This is a genomic window from Crateriforma conspicua (assembly GCF_007752935.1).
In the GTDB taxonomy this organism is placed as follows: Bacteria; Planctomycetota; Planctomycetia; order Pirellulales; family Pirellulaceae; genus Crateriforma; species Crateriforma conspicua.
Genome location: NZ_CP036319.1, coordinates 5,309,806 through 5,334,196, shown reverse-complemented (window position 1 = coordinate 5,334,196; position 24,391 = coordinate 5,309,806). Strand labels below are relative to the sequence as shown.

General features: G+C 57.0%; 18 protein-coding genes. 8 read left to right on the top strand and 10 right to left on the bottom strand.

Annotated features, from left to right (window positions below; genetic code table 11):
- The first annotated feature begins 8 nt into the window (after window positions 1-8).
- A complete protein-coding gene (locus Mal65_RS19505) occupies window positions 9-1,004 on the top strand; it encodes a DNA-directed RNA polymerase subunit alpha (protein WP_145301408.1) in 996 nt (331 codons plus the stop codon).
- A gap of 52 nt (window positions 1,005-1,056) precedes the next feature.
- Window positions 1,057-1,713 (top strand): bL17 family ribosomal protein, encoded by a 657-nt coding sequence (locus tag Mal65_RS19500; protein ID WP_145301392.1) that lies wholly within the window; start codon window positions 1,057-1,059, stop codon window positions 1,711-1,713.
- 136 nt (window positions 1,714-1,849) lie between these two features.
- Here the strand turns inward: Mal65_RS19500 and Mal65_RS19495 are convergent, their stop codons facing one another.
- Window positions 1,850-3,223 carry a hypothetical protein gene (locus Mal65_RS19495; RefSeq protein ID WP_145301389.1) on the bottom strand — a complete coding sequence of 458 codons (1,374 nt, stop codon included), beginning with the start codon at window positions 3,221-3,223 and terminating at the stop codon, window positions 1,850-1,852.
- A 312-nt stretch (window positions 3,224-3,535) separates the two neighbouring features.
- Between Mal65_RS19495 and xylB the strand changes: the two genes are divergently transcribed.
- On the top strand, window positions 3,536-5,068 hold the full coding sequence (xylB, locus tag Mal65_RS19490) for a xylulokinase (protein WP_145301386.1): 1,533 nt from the start codon (window positions 3,536-3,538) through the stop codon (window positions 5,066-5,068).
- Between the two features lie 165 nt (window positions 5,069-5,233).
- Window positions 5,234-5,434 (top strand): hypothetical protein, encoded by a 201-nt coding sequence (locus Mal65_RS19485; RefSeq protein ID WP_145301383.1) that lies wholly within the window; start codon window positions 5,234-5,236, stop codon window positions 5,432-5,434.
- A 53-nt stretch (window positions 5,435-5,487) separates the two neighbouring features.
- Here the strand turns inward: Mal65_RS19485 and Mal65_RS19480 are convergent, their stop codons facing one another.
- The 3 genes from Mal65_RS19480 to Mal65_RS19470 form a co-directional block, all read right to left on the bottom strand.
- Entirely contained in the window at window positions 5,488-7,860 is a 2,373-nt protein-coding gene (locus Mal65_RS19480; RefSeq protein WP_165701391.1) for an ABC transporter permease, read from the bottom strand.
- 17 nt (window positions 7,861-7,877) lie between these two features.
- Window positions 7,878-9,008: an ABC transporter ATP-binding protein gene (locus Mal65_RS19475; protein WP_196784308.1), complete on the bottom strand. Its 1,131-nt coding sequence runs from the start codon at window positions 9,006-9,008 to the stop codon at window positions 7,878-7,880.
- A 143-nt stretch (window positions 9,009-9,151) separates the two neighbouring features.
- A complete protein-coding gene (locus Mal65_RS19470) occupies window positions 9,152-9,598 on the bottom strand; it encodes a hypothetical protein (protein WP_145301377.1) in 447 nt (148 codons plus the stop codon).
- Window positions 9,599-9,922: 324 nt separating this feature from the next.
- On the opposite strand from Mal65_RS19470, the gene Mal65_RS19465 reads away from it, so the two are divergent.
- Together Mal65_RS19465 and Mal65_RS19460 are read left to right on the top strand one after the other, a co-directional pair.
- Complete coding sequence (locus Mal65_RS19465) at window positions 9,923-11,023, top strand: sensor histidine kinase (RefSeq protein WP_196784307.1); 1,101 nt, start codon at window positions 9,923-9,925, stop codon at window positions 11,021-11,023.
- 108 nt (window positions 11,024-11,131) lie between these two features.
- Entirely contained in the window at window positions 11,132-11,881 is a 750-nt protein-coding gene (locus Mal65_RS19460; protein WP_145301374.1) for a response regulator transcription factor, read from the top strand.
- Between the two features lie 418 nt (window positions 11,882-12,299).
- Here the strand turns inward: Mal65_RS19460 and Mal65_RS19455 are convergent, their stop codons facing one another.
- Window positions 12,300-13,946, bottom strand: a complete 1,647-nt coding sequence (locus Mal65_RS19455; protein WP_165701390.1) for a GGDEF domain-containing protein — start codon at window positions 13,944-13,946, stop codon at window positions 12,300-12,302.
- Window positions 13,947-14,541: 595 nt separating this feature from the next.
- On the opposite strand from Mal65_RS19455, the gene Mal65_RS19450 reads away from it, so the two are divergent.
- A complete protein-coding gene (locus Mal65_RS19450) occupies window positions 14,542-14,784 on the top strand; it encodes a BON domain-containing protein (protein ID WP_145301369.1) in 243 nt (80 codons plus the stop codon).
- Between the two features lie 29 nt (window positions 14,785-14,813).
- Here the strand turns inward: Mal65_RS19450 and Mal65_RS19445 are convergent, their stop codons facing one another.
- Complete coding sequence (locus Mal65_RS19445; protein ID WP_145301366.1) at window positions 14,814-16,088, bottom strand: DEAD/DEAH box helicase; 1,275 nt, start codon at window positions 16,086-16,088, stop codon at window positions 14,814-14,816.
- Between the two features lie 73 nt (window positions 16,089-16,161).
- The gene (locus tag Mal65_RS19440; protein WP_145301363.1) at window positions 16,162-17,475 is read right to left on the bottom strand and encodes an ABC transporter permease; all 1,314 of its coding nucleotides are present in this window, start codon (window positions 17,473-17,475) and stop codon (window positions 16,162-16,164) included.
- 147 nt (window positions 17,476-17,622) lie between these two features.
- On the opposite strand from Mal65_RS19440, the gene Mal65_RS19435 reads away from it, so the two are divergent.
- Window positions 17,623-18,924 carry a nickel-dependent lactate racemase family protein gene (locus Mal65_RS19435; RefSeq protein ID WP_145301360.1) on the top strand — a complete coding sequence of 434 codons (1,302 nt, stop codon included), beginning with the start codon at window positions 17,623-17,625 and terminating at the stop codon, window positions 18,922-18,924.
- 13 nt (window positions 18,925-18,937) lie between these two features.
- Here Mal65_RS19435 and Mal65_RS19430 read toward each other — a convergent pair whose 3' ends face one another.
- Genes Mal65_RS19430 through Mal65_RS19420 form a run of 3 tightly spaced genes read right to left on the bottom strand, consistent with a single transcriptional unit; the run spans window position 18,938 to window position 24,348 of the window.
- The gene (locus tag Mal65_RS19430; RefSeq protein WP_231131181.1) at window positions 18,938-20,509 is read right to left on the bottom strand and encodes a sugar ABC transporter ATP-binding protein; all 1,572 of its coding nucleotides are present in this window, start codon (window positions 20,507-20,509) and stop codon (window positions 18,938-18,940) included.
- 30 nt (window positions 20,510-20,539) lie between these two features.
- Window positions 20,540-21,943 carry a DUF1552 domain-containing protein gene (locus tag Mal65_RS19425; protein WP_231131180.1) on the bottom strand — a complete coding sequence of 468 codons (1,404 nt, stop codon included), beginning with the start codon at window positions 21,941-21,943 and terminating at the stop codon, window positions 20,540-20,542.
- Window positions 21,943-24,348, bottom strand: a complete 2,406-nt coding sequence (locus Mal65_RS19420) for a DUF1588 domain-containing protein (RefSeq protein ID WP_145301357.1) — start codon at window positions 24,346-24,348, stop codon at window positions 21,943-21,945. The genes Mal65_RS19425 and Mal65_RS19420 overlap by 1 nt, the downstream gene beginning before the upstream one ends.
- Window positions 24,349-24,391 lie beyond the last annotated feature (43 nt).

Genomic DNA, 24,391 nt, shown 5'->3' with positions numbered 1-24,391 from the left:
AATCCCCTATGTCGATGCACATCCGTTGGCGTGGTATGGAATTGCCCAGCAACGTCGAAGTCGATCGTGACACCCTGTCGGCGACCTATGGCAAATTCATTGCCGAGCCGTTCGAGCGTGGATTCGGTGCCAGCGTTGGAAACAGCCTGCGACGGGTTCTGTTGAGCAGCTTGATGGGCAGTGCCGTCACGCAGATCAAGATTCGCGGCGCCCAGCATGAATTCACGAGCATTCCTGGCGTGTTGGAAGACATCACCGAGATCGTGCTGAACGTCAAAAGCCTGATCGTCCGCAATCATACCGAATCGACTCGAGTCATCACGGTTGAACGCAATACCGCTGGTGTGATCACCGGTGCCGACATCGAAACCGATTCGGAAGTCGACATCATCAACAAAGATCACGTGCTGGCGACGTTGACCGAAGACGTCCCGTTCATGATGGAAATGGTCGTCGAGAATGGTCGCGGCTATGTTCCAAGCAGCGAACACAGCAGCATTGATCATGAAATCGGCATCATTCCGATTGACGCCGTGTTCAGCCCGATCACCCGAGTCCGCTACGAAGTGGAAGAAACTCGGGTCGGCCAAAAAACCAACTTCGACAAACTGAACTTGGAAATCTGGACAGACGGCACGGTTTCCCCCGAGATGTCGCTGATCGAAGCGGCCAAGATCCTGCGGAAACACCTCAACCCGTTCGTGCAGTATCGCGAATTGGGACCCAGCATCTTCAGCGCCGCTCGTGGCGGTGCCGGATCGCCCGAGGCCCAGTTGGAAGCCAAGCTGAACATGACGCTGGCCGACCTGCGGCTTTCGGTCCGAGCCAATAATTGCTTGGAAAGCGAAAACATTGCGACGGTTCGCGACCTGGTTCAGCGGACCGAAGATTCCCTGTTGGAAGTGCGTAATTTTGGCGACACGACTTTGAACGAAGTCCGCGAAAAGTTGGCGCAGTATGGACTGCATTTGGGAATGAGGGTTCCCAGCCAACCGCTGTTTTAGTCACACTGGTCCAACGATCACTCATTGAAAGCTTTATTACGGATTCACTGAAATGCGTCACCGCCGAAAAGGTCGCGTTCTGGGTCGGGCTCCCAGCCACCGCAAAGCATTGCTGAAAAACTTGGTCAGCGCCCTGTTTTTGACCGAACGGGATGCTACATACGACGACAATGCGCCGAAGAACCCTGGCCAAATTGTGACCACGTTGCACAAGGCCAAGGAAATGCGTCCGTTGGTCGAAAAGTGCATCACGATCGCGAAAAAGTCGATCCCGCACGCTGAAGAAGCCGAAAAGTATGCGACCGATGCCGATCGTGGCACGGATGCTTACAAGCAATGGCGCAAAAGCGACGATTGGCAAAAGTGGGCAGCCGCACGTGCCCCCGTGGTTGCCGCGCAGCGTCGCGTCCTGCAGTTGATCGGCGACCGTCAAGCGGTGGCGATCCTGTTCGACACGGTCGCACCGCGTTATGCCGATCGACCCGGTGGCTACACTCGAATCGTCCGCCTGGCAACGCCTCGCTTGGGCGACGCGGGTCTGCGTGCGGTCCTGCAGTTGGTCGGTGAAGACGAACGTCGCAACCGTCGCGCCGAACGACCGGCGTTCGAATCGGATTTGCCGGAGGACGATACCAACAACTGTCCCGAAGCCAGCGGTGATGACGCGGACAAGAAAGAAGAAACCGTTGCGGCCGGCGACGCTAGCTGACTTCAGGCTGCAATAGCACCGCCGATAAGCGGCATCAATACAAGCCGAGTTGCGATCCCAGAAGATCGCATCTCGGTTTTTTTGTGGCTGCCAGTACCCCTGAGACCACCGCCACGGTGCCATCGGATAACAGAGTTCAGATGCGGCGTCCCTGGCTGCGACGCCAGGCGCGAATCTGTTTTTCGGTTCCGATTGCTTCGGTCAACGCTGACCAGGTTGCGGCGACCGTCGCCAAGGCTTGTGCCGGTTCCGTATTGCCGGAGACACAATCATGAATCGCGGCGTCAAGAGCGTCATAGTAGGCACAGCCTTGAATCAGTTGAGTGGTCGGACGGACGATGGTCGACGACAGTTGGTCGCGTCGAATCTGTTGATAGGGATCCGCCAGCGATTCGCCACCGTCGATTGAGTTTGCAATCCGAGTGACGTCCAAGCCGGCCAGCTGATTGCGGACCGAGCCAATTCCTTCACCGCCGGCCAGCCATTGCAGGAACTGCTTCGCTGATTTTGATTGCCGGCACGACTTCGGCAGGATTCCCAACGAAGTCCACGGCGAAAGCAGGGTCGGGCCGACATCGGATGAAACGGTCGGGTCACCGTCAGCCTGCATCGCATTGGATATCGTCGAAGGCAGTGGTCGCAGGTCCAATGACGAAGTATCCCCCGCCGACGCCGGCAGAACTCCAATTCCACCATCCAAGGTACCCTCGGCGATCGCCATTCCGATTTCGCGAGCCGTCAGTGTCGGCTTGGCGTAATGCTGGGCCGCCGCTTTCATCGAATCGAGAGCCGCGGCACAAGCGTCGCTATCAATTGTCGGCTGGAACGTTTCGCGGTCAAACAACCAGTTGGCTTCCACGGTTCCTGCGAGCCGACGCAGAAAACTTTCGCCGCATTGACCACGGCTGATCGGTTCGGCGACTCTTTTGGCGTGTCCTGACGCGTATTCGGAAAAGGCATCCCAGTTTTCAATCGGATCGGTTGCGACGTCGACCATCAGCACCGGGACGTCGCTGCCCAAAGGGACCGCAAAATCGCTTGCCGCATAGCTGGCCGCTCCCACCCGAAGCGACGTCAGCACGGGGCCCAACGAATCGTCAAGATCCGCCTGCCAAGCGTCTTGGATTTCGCTGATCAAATCGCCGGCATACAGATCGGCAACGCACAACAGTGGCACCACCAAAACGTCGGCACGACGCGATGCCGCCAATACGCTGGGGCCCAATTCGGTGATCGATTGTTCGTCACAACGAATCCATTGAATCTTTAAAGGGACCTCAGCGACCGCACCCCAATTTCGCTGCAAAACGTCCGATGGATCATCGTGGCCGACCCAAACCACACGCAGTGGAACATCGGTTCGGACCGAGGACGCTGTGTCGGGGCTTGCTTCGTCGGGTTCCGAGCATCCCGTCAATGCAACCGTGCCCAACCCCAGCCCCCCAGTGACGAAAGCCCGGCGCGAAACACATGAATCGGGGCGTCGGCGGGCATTCGATCGGTTCGGCATGACGAAAGATTTGGAGTTTTAAAACAGTGGGATCAAGACGGCATATGACACGGGGCGTGGCATCTGGGCTGCGACGAACACGTCAGCAACAGATGCGAATCGACGAGTGAAGCATCCGCCATCGATCGCGAAGGATAGTCGCAGTCAGACCCTGCCCTGACGACTTTCGACGCGCGGCGTCTGCTAAGCGAGTCGTTACGCATTATATTGCGGACCAGTTCGACGCACCGGGCACGGAAGATCCATGTTTGTCAGGAAGATCGACGTTCGCCGGCGTCCTTTTCAAACCGCACTACGAATCATCACAGCATCATGGCTTTCTATCTAGGAATTGACGTCGGGACGAGTGGCACCAAGACCTTGTTGGTCGACGAGGCGGGCAATGTCGTCGCCGAAAGTGATGCGTCGTATCCGTTGGAACAGCCCCGACCGGGTTGGACCCAACAGGACCCGGACGATTGGTGGAAAGCAACGGTGAAGACGGTCCGTGCGGTGATCAAGAAAGGCAAGGTCGACGCATCGGATGTCAAAGCCATCGGCCTTAGCGGCCAGATGCACGGCAGTGTCTTTCTGGACAAAGACGACAATGTGATTCGGCCCGCTCTGTTGTGGAACGACCAACGCACGGCAGCGGAATGTGATGAGATCACTGAAAGTGCCGGCGGACGATCTGCGTTGATCAAGATGGTGGCGAATCCGGCGTTGACCGGTTTTCAAGCACCCAAAATCCTGTGGATGCGAAACAACGAAAAACGAAATTTCGCCAAGCTGGCCAAGGTCCTGTTGCCCAAGGACGAGATCCGGCGCCGCCTGATTGGTGATTACGTCACCGAGGTCAGTGACGCCAGTGGCACCCTGCTATTGGATGTGGTGCGTCGAAACTGGTCAAAGAAGTTGTTGGGTAAATTGGATTTGGATCCGGATCTGTTGCCTCGCGTCGTCGAAAGCGAAGAGGTTACCGGACAGTTGACGTCCGAAGCCGCCAAGGCTCTGGGTCTGACCACGGATTGCAAAGTGATCGGCGGGGCCGGCGATTGTGCGGCCGGTGCGGTTGGAAATGGTGTGGTGAAGAAGGGCGTGCTTAGTACGTCCATCGGAACCAGTGGTGTCATGTTTGTGCACAGCGATGAACCACAGTACGACGCGGCCGGTCGGCTGCACACGTTTTGTCATGCGGTGCGTGGCAAGTGGCACATGATGGGCGTCAATCTGACCAGCGGCGGTTCGTTGCAGTGGTGGGTCGAGAGTGTCATTCAAGGATTAGCCGGTGTCAGCGGAAAGGACGTCTACAAAGCGGTTACCGAAGAAGCCAAGAAGATCGATGCGGGCAGCGAAGGTTTGGTGTTTCTGCCGTATTTGAATGGCGAACGTACGCCTCACGCGGATCCTGATGTTCGCGGATCGTTTGTCGGTCTGGGGATGAACCACAATCGTGGTGCGATGACGCGCGCCGTGATGGAGGGAATCACGTTCGCGTTGCGTGACAGTTTGAACATCATCGAATCGTTGGACGTGCCTGTCCGCCAAATTCGCGTTTCTGGTGGCGGCAGCAAGAATCCGTTCTGGCGTCAGATGCAAGCGGATGTTTTTGGACGCAAGGTCACCACGCTGAAGGTCGAACAAGGGCCAGCGTATGGCGTGGCGTTGCTGGCGATGGTCGGTGATGGTCTGCACCGCAACATCGAATCCGCATGCAAAGCGAATATCTTGGTGGCCGAAGAAACGCAAGCAGATCGCGCCGCCGCCAAACGATACAACGCGTTGTTCCCCGTCTATCGCGACCTTTACGGTCAGCTGAAAGAATCGACCCAAGCGTTGGCTGAGTATCGCGAAGCGTTTCTGTAGGCCTTTGCCGTAATCATTACGGTCGCCCTAATCCGCATCGCCGGAATCCCGACGGAGAGCTTGTCAGGTATTTGGCAATAGAATTCGTTGCCAAGACGAGCTGAGTGACCGATGGGCTGATAGCTGGTTATCCATACCCAATGCATCGGTTTTGAAATCACTGTTATGACTTCCGGTCTTGATCCCGTCATCGCACAGGTGCTGCAGGCTCGTCAGGCATCGACGAATCAGCAGGTCGCTACCGCGGTTGCCGCAAAGCAACTGGATGCGACGAAGCAGACCGGCGACGCCATCAATCAGCTGCTGGAAACCATTGCGACGGCCCAGAAACAGATCGCCCAGGGTTATCTGGACGTGAAGGTCTGATGCCGCCGGTGCAGGTCGCGTTGTCTTCGTAGACGCGTCTTAGTGAGTGAGTCTCAGTAGTCGCTGCGTGAAAAGTAGACGCAACCGATCGTCAGCATGACCAGTGTGAATGCCGCGCAGCTGACCACCGGTCGAACGATCGGGTACCGGACGACCTGTTCGTCATCGCGGTTGGGCCCACCTGGTATTTCTGCGGTATCGCTGCCGCCGATGATCGCGGCGACGGTTCCGCCCAATTCGCCGGTCTGTGGAATGATCGTTCGCAGGGGAGTGATCACGTAGCGATCGACCAGACGCCAAGTTGACATGTTTGGCCGGACGGCTTTGGTGCTTTGCATCGTCCGCAAGTCGATCCATTCAAGTTGATCAATGTGGTGCGAGAGAATGACTTGATTGGGTTGATCAATACGGCTGATTGACACCACTTCGCGAAACGGAAACGTCTGTGTTTTGAATGTCGGCTCGTCTCCGACGATGTCGACTTCGATCAACCCAGCCTGTGCGTCGGCATTCACAAAGGCAAATTGAATTCTGCCGTCGTTTTGGGTTTCCAGTCCGATGACTTTGACCAAGTCCCACTCGGGTTGTAGGCCCTGTGCATGTTGGGCTTTGATCGGCGTCAAATCGCGGGCATCAAAGAACTGCAATGGCTCGTTCAGGCGTGAAACCAGCAAGACGTTGCCGCTAATTGCGATCCGTGCATCGGCGGACGCTTCACCTTCGGCTTCGGTGGACGCGTCTAGATCCCAAGGGCCGTTGGTTGACGCACTGGGTTTTTCCAGTTTGAAAATGCGGCCCGCGCTGATCAGCCAGAGGGATCGGCCGTCATCGGCGACGGCGAACTCACTGGGGCTGGCGACACTTGCTTTGGCGGGAATGATGGACCGAAAACGTTCGGTCCCCGCACCCTGCATCGACAACAACTTGGACAGCCAGTTGGTCATGGACGATTCGGCTTCCGCGTCGTCAGCGGTCTGTGCTTCGTCGTCAACAATGGCATCGATGTCAGCGACGAACAGGTCGCCCATGTTCTTGGCGTACAGGTGCCCTGCCCGGTCCGATCGAAGATCCACGGTGGAAACGGGCAACCGAGCCAGGCGTTCCGGTTCCCAATCATTGCGGCGGCGAAAGACCAGCAAGTCCAATGTGCCAGCGCCGAATGCATTGAACCGACCACCACTGATTCTGGCCGATGCGATCGTCCCTTCATCCATCGACACCGGTGACAGCACCCGATCACGCCCCATCGCTTGGCTTTCGACGATGTCGACCCATTGGTTGGAATCGCCGTCGTAACGCTGAAGGCCTTGACCCCGGGTTTTTACAATGATGTCATCCTGGTCCACCGTCACCGCGATCACTTCGTCGGGACGGCGGACCAGTCCGTCAAACAACCCACCGACGAAACCGACCACGAATACGATCGCCCCGAACATGCAGGTCACGCCGATCGACAAGATGGGAGATCGCCAACGCAATCCGGCCAACACTGACACGCTGTAAAAGACCGAAAACAGAAACACGCTGACCGGAATGCACCACAGCAGACGTGCGTTCCAGATATCCAATCGCAAACCCGCAATCAGCCACAAGCCGATGACAAGTTGGACCACGCATAGAAAAACGAACGCACAGCCGCCCAGAAACTTTGTCAAAAAAAGCATCGGGCGGCTGATCGGTTTGCTAAGCAGCAAGTGAAGGCTGCCCGGTTGCAATAGGTCCGGAATCAATGATGCGGTCACCAAGATTCCTAAGAAGACCAGGACGAAACCCAGAAGCAAGTTGATCAGCTGAGGCAAAACGAATTGGTTGATCAACGCTTTGAACTGGCGCTGGTCAATGGTAAAAGACGCGGGGAAATCAAATCCCGCGTAGGTCATCAAGATGGATTGTGCGGATCTGGCTTCGAAGACGCCTGGCAAGGCCGTTTCCAAACGAAGTCGGGCCACCCGTCTGCGTTCGGATTTTGTCCAGTCGTCAGGGTTTGATTGCTGGCGTTTGATCAATTCAAACGGGGCCAGCAGATCCTGCCAGGCGACCGGATCATACCAAGATGGATCGTCCAACAAATCGTTGAACGCATCGGCAAAATCGCTCAGCGGGATGCGAACCTCGCTGCCTTCGCCGACCTGACGAAGTTGGTCTTTCAAATCATCTGGCAATGCATTGGCAATCTTTGCGACAGCCGGTCCGGTCTGTTCGGGCTGGACCAAACCGGTGGCCAACATCGCCTTCAGTTTCGTGCCGGCTGCAAAGTCCTGCCAGCGAAAATCGGTGGTCAGGTCTTCTCGGTATCCGATTGGCGCTAATGCGAGCAGCAGCAGCCAAATCGCGACGAACGCACACCACAACACACGTGACGCCAATGCCGCGTGGAATGAATCGATCAGAATGGCGGTGTACGCTGAAAAGCGGAATGATCGCACCGTTTGGGCTTCCTTTGTCAGTCTTGCGTATCCACACGTCCGACCAACCGCAAAAACGTGTCTTCCAGACTGGGACGATGGGTGGTCAATTCCAACAGGCGGATATCGCGGGACCGCAGCCAGTCGACCAATGCGTTGCTGCCTTCGTTGCGGTCAACCAAAACCGCTAGGCGACAGACCGCGTCGTCTTTCTCCGGTGCAACGTTTTGAGTGTTGAAGCCGGCTTGGCCAAGTGAATCGTTCAATCGTTGGCAGACTGCGGCAAAATCTGTATTGTGCGTCGGTGTTTCCGGCCCGTCTTGGTAATCCGCCAAACTGACACGCAGATGCAGGGACACATGCGATCCGTCGGCGTCACCGCGTAATTCGTCAATGGTGCCAATGCCCTTCACTTCCCCGCCGGCCATGATCGCGACACGGCTGCAGACCAATTCGACTTCCTGCAGGATGTGGCTGTTTAAAAAGATTGTTTTTCCGTCGTCTCGCAATCGTTCGATCACGCGGCGGACTTCGTTGCGTCCAACGGGGTCCAGCCCGTCGGTCGGTTCATCCAAGATCAGCAGATCGGGATTGTGCATCAAAGCCTGGGCCAGGCCGAGTCGCTGATACATTCCTTTGCTGAATCGGCGGACCGATTCGCGGCTGCGGTTTTCCAGCCCGACCAGTTTCAAAAGAGATTCGCGTCGCTGCTGGATCTGGGCTCTCGTCATCCCACTTAGCCGGCCGTAATACCACAAAGCCGTGCGCGCCGTATGGTGGCGGTCGATTCGCAACGATTCCGGCAGGTAGCCGACGCGGCGACGGGCGGAAAAGGAATGCACGGGGATGCCGAACAGCTCCGCGGTGCCCCCGCTGGGCTGGATGATGCCCAGCAGTGTTTTGATCAACGTCGTTTTGCCGGCGCCGTTGGGGCCCAACAATCCAAAAACTTCGCCCGCGTACGCCTGCAAGGTGACACCCCTCAGGGCTTTCACCGGCGTGCGGCGCATCACGGAGCCGCCGCGATACGATTTTTGCAAATTGGTGACTCGGACGATCGCTGCTTCGGAGGCCCTGACCGCATCGGAGGCAAGACCGGGCGCATCACTTTGAGATTCGGTGTCGAACCTTGGAACGGCCGTGCCGTCGCCCGGCGTCGTTGCTGTCACCAGATATTCCTTTGCGTGAAGTATCGTGACAGACTATCGCACAGCGTCCCGCCTTGTCAGCCGCCGGCCAGCGGTGGCCGTGCGGAGCGACGAAAAATGACCCAAAGAGTACCGGCCCGCGGGGGCTTTTTTCGATTCGGGGGCTACACGCTCAGGTAGCGAAACAGCAGATAAACCAGCGTCAACGCGGACGTCGTCATCAAACCCGCCGCCAGCCAGCGATGCTGAGGCTGCTGCCAACTGGGACGTTCGTAATCGTTTTCGTACAGGTTCCGAAAACGTTCACGCTGATGTTCGGATTCGAACACGCCGTCATCGATCAGTTCCAACAGTCCGAACTGGATCGAGTACTCCATCACCCCGTAGATCAGGTGACGGTGGTCGAGTTCATTGACGCCGACACCTTCGAAGTACCACAACTGGCTGCCGAAGGAGTCGTCTGTTTCAGGGTGATCGTCGATGCACCGCAAATGCACGATTTCGCTACGTGCGGTGCAATATCGCCCACGCATCAGGGCGCGGATGCTGTCTTTTTTAACTTGGCGGACAATCCGTTCGGCAATTTGTCCGCTTCCGAGCTCGGCACTCATCCTCGAAGGCTCCATGACGTTACGGGGTTTAAGGCCGCCTAAACACATTATTACGGGGTGGCTGTCCCCGGTCACCGCCGATTTTGCAAATTTGGTGCCTTACGCGTGAAGAATTCTGGAATTCCCGCGTGTGCACGCGTGCACATGTGTACGGTTGGGCCGTGCTGAGACCGAAATCGGGTGCGCCAAAACAAAGCCAAACGTCCGACGTCCCCACCCACATGTCGGTTTCCGGACCGATGTTGTCGGCGAGAGGACAACACTAAAATCGTCACTCCGGCGTGTGATCTCAAGAACCGAACCCAATTTCCAGCGAGGAACCTGTTGCTCGAGCGTCGATCCCTGAAAGGCCCCGTCGTCCTTGGCGTCGTGATGATCGTATTGGTGATCATCTTGGGCGCGATGTGGGTGGTGGGAAACATCTTGGGCGCGACCGGTACGCCGGTGTCGCCGACGATGTTTTGGGCGATGTTGGCGACCGGTGGCGTCTTGCTGACATTCGTTTTGGCAGGCGTGATCACCTACCTGACGCTGACGGTCAAAGCATTCAATTTGAATCGCCGTCAGTCGAACTTCATTGATTCGGTGACTCATGAACTGAAGAGTCCCCTGGCGTCTCTGAAGCTGTATCTACAGACGATGACCCGACGGGCGGTCGATGCCGATCAACAACAGCATTTTCATCGCACGATGCTGGAAGACGTCGAACGCCTCGACTCGCTGATCAATCACTTGCTGGACGCGGCTAGAATCGAGCGTGGCGTGGAACCACAGCCGCCGGCAACCGTTCGTTTGGATGAGTTATTGGATCAGTTGGCCCAGGCCGCATGCCTGCGGTATCGCACCGACCCCAGCGTCGTGTCGATACGGTCAAACCAAGTCACGGTTAACAGCCAGTTGATTCAGTTGGAGATCCTGTTTCGTAATTTGATCGACAATGCGGTGAAGTATGCCGGCGACCCACCGGAAGTCGTGGTCACTGTTTCGACCCAGAACCAAAAAGACGTGATCGTTCGTGTCGCTGATAACGGATGCGGCATTCCGATGGATCAGCGACGAAAGGTTTTTGGACGCTTCGTTCGGCTTGGCAATGAACTCGAACGCAGCAAGCCGGGAACGGGCTTGGGGTTGTATTTGGTTCGTAACGTCGCGAAGACGCTAGGTGGTGTCGTTCGGGTGAACGATCGCACCGGGGGCGGAACTGAATTTGAAGTTTTGTTGCGGTCCGTCTGGCAACACGAACAGGCACGATCGGGCGACGATACCGAATCACCACCGACGTCACTGCTGGATTTTCCGCCCGGCGAAGATCCGATGAAGCTGCCGATCAATCAATTCGATCCAAAGGGCGACGGCCAAGAAAGCATCAAGTCTGACGAATCGACGGTTCGCCTGGCCAAGCCTGGTGGGCCCAGCGGCGGATGAAGCATCGATCGCAATCGAACCCGCATGCCACGTTGATCCGCTTTTGCAATCCGATCAACAATCGCGTTTGTTTTTCATTTTCACTGGTCTCTTTTCATTCACTGATTCATGCGTTTCCACATCCTGGTCGTCGAAGACGAAAAGCATTTGGCTGTCGGGATCAAGTACAACCTTGAAGCAGACAGCTATCGCGTCACCATTGCCGAAGACGGCCAAACGGCGCTGCGGATCATGGAATCGGTCGGCGACAGTGTTGACTTGGTGATCTTGGATCTGATGCTGCCAGGAATGAGTGGCTATACGGTTTGTGAACGCTTGCGGAGTGCCGGTCGCACCTTGCCGATCTTGATGCTGTCGGCTCGAACGCTGGCGGAGGATCGTACACGTGGATTCGACGTCGGTGCAAATCAGTACATGAGCAAGCCGTTCGAGTTGGACGAACTGCTCAGCCGCGTCAAAAACCTGTTGCACACCGGCAACGGCCACCATGCCACCGAGGCACCCAAGCCGCCGCCACCCGCATTGCGACAGATCGAATTCGGTCACGTTCAAGTTGATTTTGACACGCACGAATGCCGCGCGGGTGATCGCGATGTTCGCATGACATCCAAGGAACTTCGGCTGCTGCGTTATTTTGTGGAAAATCCCAACCGTGTCATCAGCAGGGCCGAATTGTTGTCCGAGGTCTGGGAAATGAACGGCAATCTGCAGACGCGAGCGGTCGATCAATTCATCGCTCGGCTTCGAAAAATCATCGAAGTCGACAGCGGAAACCCGGTCCATTTATTGACGGTCCGCGACGCCGGCTATCGCTTCGTGCTGAATCCCGAAGGCAAGGACGAAGCAGAAGGCGGCTAAACTGATCGGCGGATTCTGTCGGCGCATAAAAAAAGCTCCCGGAAAGCATGAGGTCCTAGGGGGGCGGAGGACAACGCGCTTGGTTCCGGGAGCCGGTGGTTCGTTGTTCGAGGGTCGTCAGCATCCATGCTTCGGTACCGCCCGAACGTCACGGGAAAATCGCACCTTCAACGACCTCCTCTCGTCCGTGAGATCAAGCCGTTGAACGTCCGCAGCTAGCCCCGGTATTTCACGTGGCAGCCGGTGCAGGACCGTTTGATTTGCTCGTGCGTCGTGCGGGCGACTTCATTTGTCGCCCCCAACGATGTGCGGAAGATAGGCGGCAGCAATTCGTCGGGTCAAGGTAGATTTTGAACTTCACGAAAAACGCATTCTGTTTTTCGTGATGCGACGATTTCGCCCGGTCGATCCGCCGAGATCAGACTGCCGCCAGGCCTTCGGCGATGGCAACCGGGGCGTCGCCATGGGCGGCTGTTTCGTTCGCCAAGGTCGCGGCGCGGTTTGCCAATTCGACCAGCGTTTGGTCCGAAGAGGATTCCACCACGCCGATCGCCACCGGGTGTCGATGTTGGGCGTCGGTGGTTCCCAAACGCAAGGATTGGGCGGCGCTACAGACTTGTTTGCCGCGTGCCAGAGCAGTGGCCTGATCCGCCGATGGCATGACCAACAGGATCGTGTGATCGTCGTACCCGCCGATTTCGTCCACGTTACGACTGCTGGCGCGAACGACCTGCAACAGAGATCGCATTTTCAGCGGTGATGCTTTGCCCGACAGGCGAATCGCCAAAACCTGAGTTCCGGCCGTCATCGCCCCGCCACGACGTTGCTGGGATAGCTTTGTTTCCAAGTCATCGATGGCCGGCAGCGACGCGACCACGCCGGTGGTCGGTTTGGACGGTGTGATGGTTGCCGATTCCGCCGGGTTGGACGCCTGCGGGTTTGTCGGGGACGAGTTCATCGATGCTGAAGCCGGATCGCCACCCGAATTTGATTCCGTCCCGGCGACTGCGGATGCGGCTGCAACGGGTGTCGTGTCGGAGATGATCTTGGAATCCGATGCGTTGGACGCACTTGGCGTTGGACCGAAACCAGTGGGATGGTTCATCGGACGCGGTGTTTTTTGCTGCATCCAATGGCCGCAGTTTCGACCGTTTTCTTTGGAGTGATACAACGCTTCGTCGGCACGCTGAAGCCATTGCTGTGTTGTTTCGCCTGGTTCCAGGAAGGCAACGCCCAGACAGCTATTGACCCGCAGGCATTGGTCTTCGAAAAGGATTTCTCGCTCGCCAATGGCGGTTCGTGCTTGTTCAAGGATGGCCAGCGATTCATTGCGGTCTTGGTTGTCGATCACGATCGCAAATTCCTCGCCGCCGAAACGTGCAACGGTTCCAAACGGCTTAAGCCGGGCGTTCAGGATTGCCGCGGTGTGACGCAGCACTTCGTCACCGGCCCGGTGGCCATAGATGTCATTGACCTTCTTGAAGTGATCCAAGTCGATCAGACCCAATGCCGCGGAACACTTCGCTCCGTTTAAATGGTGTTGGGCCAGCGTTTCGTCAAACACACGGCGGTTGGCCAGCATGGTCAGCGGGTCGGTTTGCGCTCGCTTTTCCGCGGTTTCCAGCTGAGCGGATTGCTCTTGGATACGGCGTTGCGCGGAATTCAGCTGATGCTGCATCTGTTCATTGGCTTCGATCAATTCGTTGACCGAATCGATGATGTCCTGAGGCGTGGCGGAGTCCTGTCGGCCAAGCAAGGAATGATTGACCGCTTGGACACGGCTTTGGTGTGCGTCGACATCGGCCGCCATCGTGGTGGCAAACCCGCGCAGTCGTTCAGCTATTTCCGCCAACCGACGGGTGGTCTGTTCATTCGTCGCCGCGGAATGCGACGAACGGCCTTTGGACGTGCCGCTTGATTCGTTGTGTGATGGATTTGAATCGTGTTCCGATGGGGGTGACGGCATGATCGAGCGATGCAGTGCGTGCATCAGCCAGCCGACGACGGCCCCACCGCAGCCGCAGGTGACGGCAACCAATATGTCCAGCCCGATGTTGTTCATCATTCGTTTGTCCCATCCACATGTGGTTGCGTCGGCAACTGGCGTTGGCCTGATTCGAAACCACCGATGCCCCGTCCGTGCCCAGCGTCGCGATGCCATTTGGTGAACCTGGCACACTTTGAGTGTGCGTGTTCGCCCGGCCGTCACAGGGGCCAGCCGTCGCGTGCAACGGTCACGGATCTGTTGTGGATATAGGTCGCGATCCGGCAAGAGTCAAAACAGTGGTGGGCCACTATCACCGCATGCTTGTGGCGGGATCGGCACCGACAATGAGGCAAAACGGATGGATTTCGGGAAATCCCGGCTGGATTTCGGGCATTGGGCCCTGAATTGCTGTTGATTCGGCAAGTGGGGTATTGGCGATATTAGCGGTGACACCAAGTTGCGCCGTTCGCGCGGTGGGACACTTCGCAGAATCGAAGAAATTCCATTCCGCCGAAACGGTCGCGCCGACCCCGTGGGGAATAGTTGGTTAGTGGTCGACAAGAATCGGGATTGTCGCGAGTCGCAGATTTGGTGCTGACCCCATCGGAATGGTTCAACCGCCAGGTTCCACCGACAAGATTTGCACCAACGGACAAACACAAGAGGTCGGTTGATGAATCAGAACAATGAAACCGAATTGGCTGTGGCCGCGCTGGCCGCATTGGCCGAGAGCTCGGTATCAGAACTGCGTTTTTTGCGCGTCGATGAAAGCGAGAATTCGCTTCATCTGAGCGGACGTGTGAAGTCTTTCTATCACAAGCAACTGGCGCAAGAATTGGTTCGCCCGCTGGCCGACGGACGCCAAGTGGTCAACCACGTCAACGTCTGTCATCAACCGATGTCGGCTGCGTCCTGAACCGTTCGCTGCTGTGGCACCAATGCCGATCAACGCCGTCGTTTCACGCGCCGGAACATCGGATTTAGCCGCGTCTGTTTCTTCGGCGCTTGCTCAACCGGCTTCGCCGTTTCGACTTGTGGTGACGCGTCATAGCCTTCGATTTGATCGCGAATCAGCTCTCGATTGATTCGCTGCTCGATGCTGGTCAGCATCTCTCCTTCGCCAGGGACGACGAATGTGAACGCGATGCCATCGCGTCCCATACGTCCGGTCCGGCCGACGCGGTGAACGTAGTCGTCACTGTCCTGCGGAAGGTCATAGTTGATGATGTGAGAGATCGTGGAGATATCGATCCCGCGGCCGACGACGTCCGTCGCGACCAAGATCCGCAAGTTGCCGTCACGCAAGTTTTGTAATACGCGATCGCGTTCCCGCTGTTGCATGTCACCGTGCATGCTGCCGCATTTATCGAAATCACGGCTCAACTGGCGGTACAGTCGGTCGGTGCCACGCTTGGTCCGACAAAAGATAATCGCCTGCTTGGGATCCTCACGCTTCAGCAAGCGACGCAACAGTTCGCCTTTCTGGTCCTGGGCGACCGTGAAGTAACGCTGTTCGATCGTTTCGACGGCGACTTCTTTCTGGCAGCAATCGATGATCTGAGGATCGATCATGTACGATTTGGCCAATCGCTGAACCGCCGGCGGCAATGTCGCGGACAAAAGCAGGGTCTGACGTTGGCGTGGACAGCGTCGCAGGATCCGTTCGATCTGTGGGCGAAACCCGATGTCCAACATGCGATCGGCTTCGTCCAACACCACGCACCAGACCTTGTCGGTCCGCAGGGACTTTCGTTGCAAGTGATCATGCAGACGCCCGGGGGTTCCCACCACGACTTGGACGCCGTTTTGCAACTGGCGAAGTTGTCGGTTGATGTTTTTGCCGCCCGCCAAAACCGCGATTTCGGTCGGCACACCGAACGCCAAGCGTTCCAATTCACGGCCGACTTGATCGGCCAATTCACGGGTCGGGACGACGATGATGGCTTGAGGATCCCGACAGTCTTCCAGGCCGTCCAGTTGCTCCAGGATGGGGATCGAGAACGCGGCGGTCTTGCCCGTTCCCGTCCGTGCCTGGCCGATGACATCCACGCCTTCCAACGCCAATGGGATCAGCGAACCCTGAATGGGTGAAGGTTTGGTGAATCCCGCGCGGGCCACCGCCCGACGCATCAAAGGCGACAAGTCGATATCGTCGAACGACTGATAATCGCCGTCAGTTGGAAAGAGGACTTCCGTTTTTTCATCCGTTACGCTGCTCATAAACGCAAAGTCTAACCTTCCATCGGCGTTTGCACTACAGATCGATCGTCGTTTCGACGTGGGGAACGCCAGTCTAACCTACCTTGGATGTCTTGCCGCCCAAGCGTCGGAGGACTTCGTCCACGATCACGCTGCACAGCAACGCCATGCCGATGATCACCATCTCCCATTCCTGAGGAATCCCCAGGACCACGATCGCCTTGTAAAGACAACGCATGACCGCAGCACCGGCGATCACACCCAACACGGCACCCTGCCCGCCCCGCAGCGAACATCCACCCAGCACGGCCGCCGCAATTGCGTACAGTTCATAGAAATTGCCGCTCGATCCGGGCTGAACCGAATTCCATTCCAACGTGAACAGGATTCCGGCCAAACCCGCAAGCAGGCTGCAGACCACATAGGCCGCAATCACCAGCCGGTCGGTCGACACGCCACTGTATCGAGCTGCGGTTTCGTTCTGCCCAGTGGCTAGCAGGTGGCGTCCCCAAACGGTGCGGTTCAGAAAGACCCAGCCGACGATGCCCACCACGACCAACAACACACCGGTGACCGGAAAGTCCACCCAGACCCACGCCGACCAATCGTCAGTCGCCCCGCTGATCCGTCCGATCAGCGGCAACGGAAACTGAAACGCAGTACCAGTGACGGCCGCTTTGAAACCGGGCAAGGCATTTTGAAGTCCGATCTGATCATCGCCGGTCCATACCCTGGCAGCACCCCGATAGATCAGCAGCCCACATAAGGTGACGACAAACGGTTGCAACCGCAGCCAAGTCACCAAAATTCCGTGAATGCATCCCAGCAGTCCGGCGAATCCCAAGACCAAGCTGCAGGCCAACAGCGGCGGCGTGTATTCAATGGTTTCCAGCTGGACTTGGGTGCCGCTGTTTAGTGAACGGGCCGTGTCCCGGGTGGTCAAAAACGCGGTGTCGCCCGCTTGGTGAATGCCCGCCAAACTGACAAAGGATTGTCCTGTGACCCCCGAATAAACCAACCGGTCGCCTTCGCTGACGGTATCGGGCATCACGGACAAGCGGATCAGCGATAAATCGCTGTCATCGGACGGCCCCATCGTCGCGGCCAGCTCGGATCCCTGGCGAACAACCTGGTTCACCGAAGCGGTAAAGTCCGTCCGCTCGTAATGAACGTTGACCACCTGGACCAGCATGACACCACACAGCGCGATCATGGATCCGATCGAAAGATCGATGCCGCCGGTGATGATGACGACCGCAACGCCAAGTGAAATCAGACCATACAGACTGGTGTCGCGGATCAACGTCTTCAGATTCGCGGGATCAACAAAGCTGCCGTTGATCGAACTGGCAATCACCATGATCGCCAGCAACAATAAAAAGATCCCGATGTTTTTCGTTGGCCACATTCAACACGCCGCTTGGACACGCAACAGACTTTTCGGCAGCGTCTGAGACAACGCCGCTGGCGGGAATTGTACGATCTGTGGTGTTGATCGTGGGCATTGATCGCCGACCCTTGAATCCCATTTCCGATTGAATCGTAAACCTAACCCATGCCCTATCGATTGAACTACGGCCGCGGGCATCTGGAAATCAGCGTTCCCAGCGAATGTATCGTGACGGAAATTCGAAAGCCCGCGATGCCAGTCTTGCCGGACGCCGATGCGGCGATCGATAAGGCATTGGACACGCCCTGCGGATGCGATTCGTTAACGCAATTGGCGGGTAAAGCCACGTCCGCTTGTATTGCAATCTGTGACATCACGCGACCGGTTCCCAACGGGTTATTTTTACAGCCGATGATCCGCCGGATCATGGCCGCCGGCGTCGATGCGTCCAACATTACGGTGCTGGTCGCCACCGGTCTGCATCGACCCAATCTGGGTGATGAATTGGAAGAGTTGTTGGGTGACGCTTGGGTCCGTCGAAACGTCCAAGTGGTGAATCACGAGGCACGCGATGACCAGCAACATGTGCATGTCGGAAACACACGCAAACGATCCACCGTCGTTCGACTGGATCGCCGGTTTGTCGAAGCTGACTTGAAAATCGTGACCGGACTTGTTGAACCCCATTTCATGGCGGGCTATTCCGGCGGACGGAAAGTTATCGCACCCGGGTTAGCTCATCAGGAGACGATCACGACTTTCCACAATCATCGGTTCATGTCAGATCCGGCGGCCCGCAATTGCAACTTTGATCAGAACCCGTTGCATGAAGACCAGCTAGAAATCCTGCAGATGCTGGGCGACGTGTATGCGTTGAACACGGTCATTGACGAGCAACGCCGATTGTCGTTTGTCAATTTCGGCGAATGTTTGCAGAGCCACGCCGACGCCGTTCAATTCGTAAAGCCTTTCTGCGAAATCGTAGTCCCACGTCGCTTCAAGACGGTGGTCACCAGTGCGGCGGGATATCCGCTGGACAAAACCTATTATCAGACGATCAAAGGTATGGTCGCAGCAATGAATATCTTGGCGCCCGGCGGTGATTTGATCATCGCTTCGCAGTGCAGTGAAGGCATGGGATCGCCGGAGTTCGTCCATTCACAAAAGCAACTGTTGGAAATGCGGGCCGATGCATTCCTGAATCACATTGCACAACAGTCGCATGCGGATATCGATCAGTGGCAAACGCAGATGCAAACCAAGCCGATGTCGATCGGACGTGTTCACCTTTATTCGGATGGGATCCCCGATCAACAGCGTGCGTTGACCTGTGTCGATGTCGCGTCGTCCGTTGACGACGCGATCGCCGAAAGTGTGCAACGTCACCAGGATCGGCACGTCGCCGTCATCCCCGAAGGCCCTTACGTGGTTCCCTTTTGTGAACAAGACGTCATGGCGCACACCTAGCCGTGGTCGTACTTCATGATGCCGGGATGGCTGTCGAATCCGGCGTACCGATTGCCAGTTGAACGATCGCGTTTTCGCTGATCTCGTCTCCGGTCAATTCGCCTGCGATGTTGCCGTCGCACATCACGGCCACTCGGTCGGCAAGTGTTAAGACCTCTTCCAGTTCGCTGCTGACAAACAGGATTGCCATCCCTTGGTCCGCCAAGCGTTGTAGCAGTTGATAAATTTCCTGCTTCGCGCCGACATCCACACCGCGGGTGGGTTCGTCCAGCAGCAAGACCTTGGGGGCACGTAACAACCATTTTCCCAAAGCAACCTTTTGCTGATTACCACCAGACAGCGTGGAAACGTCGACGGTTTGTCCCGACGTTTTGATTCCCAAGTCTTGGATCATCTGTTGCGTGCAGATCGATTCCCAGGATCGATCGATGCGCGGGGCGGTTGGCGAGTCGGACAAAGCCGCGATTGTTGTGTTGGTGCGGACATCACTGGCGATCAACAGGCCTTCGTCTTTGCGGTCTTCCGGAACCAACGCCAATCCGGCACGCATCGCATCACGGACCGAACCCGGGGGCACCGGTTGGCCGTCGACCCAGACGGCGTCCGCCACGTTGGTGTTTTGGTTCGCACGAATGCCGAAAATGGTTTGCAACAGTTCGGTGCGACCCGATCCGACCAATCCCGCAATCCCAACAATTTCCCCCGGCCATACCGACAAATCAATCGGCCGAGTGTCGGGGGCCGTTTGCACGCCTTCGCATCGCAGACGTGGTTGTGGCGGTTCGGTGGCAGACGCTTTCGTTACCGCCGCATCGGTCGATGGTTCGCGTCGTCGCTTCAATTCCAAAGGCCGCCCCACCATCGCATTGATCAAGTCCGCATGGCTGTAATGGCCTCTTGCGAAATTACCGCTGTTCTTGCCGTCACGCAGCACTTCGACGCGATCAGCCAGTCGATCGACCTCGACCAGCCGATGGGAGATGTAGACAATTCCGACGCCGGCCGCCTTCAGCGACTGGACCACGCCGAACAGCCGTTCGGTTTCGCGGTGGCTAAGGCTGCTGGTCGGTTCGTCCATGATGACGAAGGATGCATTGATGGAAATCGCCTTGGCAATTTCAACCAGTTGGCGGGAAGCGGTGCTTAGCGTCCACAGCGGTTGTGTCGGTGCCACATCCAAACCGACTTGCCCCAGAACGGATTCGGCCATCCGGTTCAGTTCGCGACGATTCAGCCAGCCCAGTCGCTGTGGCTCTCGTCCCAGGTAGATGTTTTCGGCAACCGACAGATTGCCGTGAAGATTCAGTTCTTGGTGAATCAATGCGATTCCCGACGCGATGGCTTCGCCGGGATGATGAAAGCGAACCGCTGCATCGTTTAACCGAATGTGCCCCTGGTCCGGTGATTGGATCCCGGCCAGTATTTTCATCAGCGTGCTTTTGCCCGCGCCGTTTTCACCCACCACGGCCAAAACTTCGCCGCCGGCAACATCCATATCGACATTGTCCAGCGCTAGCACGCCGGGATATTTCTTGCTGATCCCTTTGACCGCAAGCCGGTGTTGATCACTGGATGAATGCGGCACCACGCGTTCCTGCGGAAGTACGACGCGGTGTCAAGCGAACAGATCGCTCAGCACACCGTCGCCACAAAAATCGGGATTGCCGAATGATTCTTGGGGACAATCGAACGCCTGCAGGAAGCTCATCAGCAAGCGGTTGTGGGGAACGCCGCCGAATTCCATTGCCTGGCCGGTCTTGAAACCAAGCCCATCGCCGACAAAGACAAACGGAATGTTGTTGCGAGTGTGCGAATTTCCTTTGCCCAGTTCGTTCGTCCACACGATCGTGGTGTGATCCAACATCGAACCATCGGCGCCGGGTTCAGGCGTCTCGTCCAGTCGTTTCGCCAATGCCGCAACCTGCTCCGCGTACCAAGTGTTGATGCGAATCAGTTTTTCATAGGCCTCGGCATTGCTGTCCGGTTCATGGGACAGTGAATGGTGGCTTTCATCGATGTCCAACCAACGCATCTTGGGATTCCCCACGCTGTTGGTGATCTGGAACGTCGCGACACGGGCGAAATCGGATCGGAAAGCACTGGTCAGCAGTTCGATCTGCATTCGAGTGATTTCCGGCATGTTGTCGTTTTCTTCCTCGACATTGGGCGTCAATTCGGGAACCGCATGCCCCAAGTCCTTGGTCTCCTGTTCCGACGAACGCTGGATCGATTCGCGTTCAATCTTCAGGTCGGATTCGACTTTGCGGACCATCGCCAAGTGGTCTTCCAGCAGTTGATAATCTTCGCTGCTGACGACCTTCTTCAACCGTCGCAGATCATCGACGACGCCATCTAAGACACTGCCCAGCAGTTCGCGGTCATGTGTCTTGCCATACAGGCGATCGAACATTTGGTACGGGTTGTCGATCGGTGCGACCGGTTGATTCGGTCCCGCGTAGGACAGGCGTGTCCAGGTGTCCGCGCGATCGGGAACCATGACGCCGAATTCCAGCGAACCGTAACGGGTGCGCGTTTGTTCGTTCGCCTGTAGATGGTTCTTGATCTTTTGGTCGACTGAAATGCCCATCGACCAACCGGCCGGGGTATCGCTTCCGCCTTGGACGTCACCGGGAAACAACTCGATCCCGGTCAACAGACAACCGATGCCTCGCATGTGCCCGTCACCGTCGCCGCGGATCTGGTTGTTAACGCCATGCAGGGTGGTCATCCGCGATTGGAAGCCTGCCAGCGGTTCCAGAATGCGTTTGACGTCGTAGTCCGCACCCTTGTTGTCGGGCCAAAAATGCTTGGGGATCACACCGTTGGGGCTGAACACGAAAACGATTCGCTTCTTCGGGTTGCCGACGTTGCTGCCTGCCCAACCCAGACTGGGCAGCGACAGAGCAAACGGCGCGGCGGCGGCGCTGATACCCAGGGTCCGCAAGAATTCACGTCGACTGCGGCCGAATCGTTTGGAACCACGCGTGGTGCGGTCACGCAGTTGCATAGGCTCGGTCATCAGCTTTCCTCCAGGGCATCAGTAGCGGCGATGGTCGCGATCTCGATGACGAGTTCGCGAACGTTGAAATCGTGTTCTGCGAAGTACTGTTCCAGACGGTCCAGCGTACCCGGTCCGTAGGCGGCCGGGGGCTGTTTGACGAAATGCTGAAACAGACGGTGGATGAAACCACGGCGAGAATCAGGGCCGTTGGCCAAATACTGGGCCAATTCGTCGGCGCCGCGGAAAGACTGCGATTCACCACTGCGGCTTTCATATCCGCCCGACGCATCGACGGTTTGCCCCGCGTCGAGTTCGCGAAAGCGACCCGTCGGGTCATAGTTTTCCAAGGTGAATCCCAGACCGTTGATTTTCGAGTGACAAACCTGGCAACTGACTTCGCCGGTCTGCAATTCGACACGTTGTCGTGTGGTCAAATCTGGATGCAAATCAATGCTAAGCGGAGCAAAGGCGGCATTGGGCGGTCGCAGGGTTCGCCCCAGCATGTATCGGATCAAGAACACGCCGCGATGGATCGGCGATGTTGCGTCGTGATAAGCCAAACCGCCCATCAAGTACGGATGATTCAACAACCCATATCGATCGTCCGATTCCACCGATCGCACCAAGTGGGCCGGCTGATCGACGACCAGGCCGACGCGATCGATCGTGTCGCCACTCTCGTTTTCGGAATTTTCGCTGTCGGTCTCCGCGATGGAAGCAAACCCGTCGCCGTAGTATTCATGCAGTAAAGCGGAGGTCAGCGTATGCCGCGTCGTGAACAAGTCTTGAAAAGCCAAGTCGTCGTCGTCGGCAAGGTCATTCAATGTCCACATCAATGATCGCCGAACATCCGCGGCAACCTCCGATGTAAATCCTGGGAACCGCTCTGAGTCTTTGTTCAAGTCGTGCAAACGATCCAAGTTGAGCCAACCGGCATAGAAATCCCGAAGCTTGGCCCGAGTTCGATGGTCATCGAACAGTCGACGCGCGTGCTGGCGAACTTCTTCCACCGTCTGGATTTTGCCTTGATCGGCTTCGTCGATTTGCCACGATTCAGTGGGCAGTGAGTCGTGCAAAATCAGCGACAATCGGTTCAGCGTTTGTCGCGACGGCGATGCCTGAATGTCTAGCGTCGGATACAAGAACCTTGGCGACTTCAAAGCCATCAACATGACTCGTTTGATCGCGTCCAAGTCGCTCTCGGTGGTCTGCAGCGGCTGGTCGATGTAGCGATCTTGGTCGTCGTCGGACAACGGTCTTCGAAAAGCACGTGAGACGATGTCGGCCAACAAGTTCTTCATCGCTTGTCGTTTTTCCAACTTGCGATGCTTCTTGTCGCGACGGTAACGCGGCAAAAGCTCATCGTGCACCAGCGTGGCAAATTCCAAAGCCACATCGCTGGTGCTGGATTCCCAAGCGGGATCGACCGAAAGTCCTCGCTCGTATCCGTAGCTGCGATCATCTGGTGGCAAAGGGGCCTGGATCGATCGCATCGATGGAACCCAATCAGCCACCAGGTTGCGTGTCGGAATCGTGTGTTCGACGTCGCCGGGCGGCACCCAGGCCAATCGAATACGCGCCGGGGGAAGTTCTGTCTTGCGTTTGCGTTGGATGAATTGAATCTGAAGCGGATAGATTCGTCCGGCATCCAACCAAACCGAGCGACGAAATTCTGTTTTGTCACCGGACTGGACGTGGTTATCGATCAGTCGATCGCCATGGCTGCCGAAGTCCATGATCATCGACAACGTGCTGTTGACGACCAATTCATAGCGACCGGTTTGGTCGACTTTCAGGCCACCGTTCCACTGGATATAGAAGGCTTCGTCAGAAATGCCTTCGCCGGGGGACTGTCGGTCGAAATCAAAATCCAGAAACGGATCGACACGTTCGATCTTCAGTTTTTCTTTTTTCCAGCGGTCGCCGTCGAAGTACTGGGCCTTCAAGCCATACCGGTCAATCGATCCCGGCAGTCCTTCAACGGTCGCGTACAGATCGGCAAAGGACTGACGCAATTGGTTGGCGGTCAAGCGTTGAAGCCGTTGCCTGGGCGGCCGGTTTCGAATTTGGGCCGCTTCGCTGTAAAAGGCTTCGTAGATGTATTGGGCCACGGCCAAGGCGTCGTCGCCTTCGCACAGTTCCGGTTCGCCTTCCGGCATGGTGTCGGCGATCAGTTCAGCCAGTTGACCGGCGGAATCATCCCCGACCAGCGGATCCGGGTAATAGTCCTCGTTGCCTTGCCCGGCCCGGCCATGGCAATCGGCGCACTGCGATCGATAAATCTCGCGGCCTTTTTCCTGCAAAGGCGACAGATTCAAACGCGAACCTTCATCGGCGGCGACACTGATGACACCGAGCAGGATGAAGCCGATCCAGCCTCCGCATAGCGACGCGGCGGCCCGTTTTCTTGGCGGGAAGTTCATGGCGGGTGGGATTCTTCGACCGCTTAGCGACGGACCATCCACG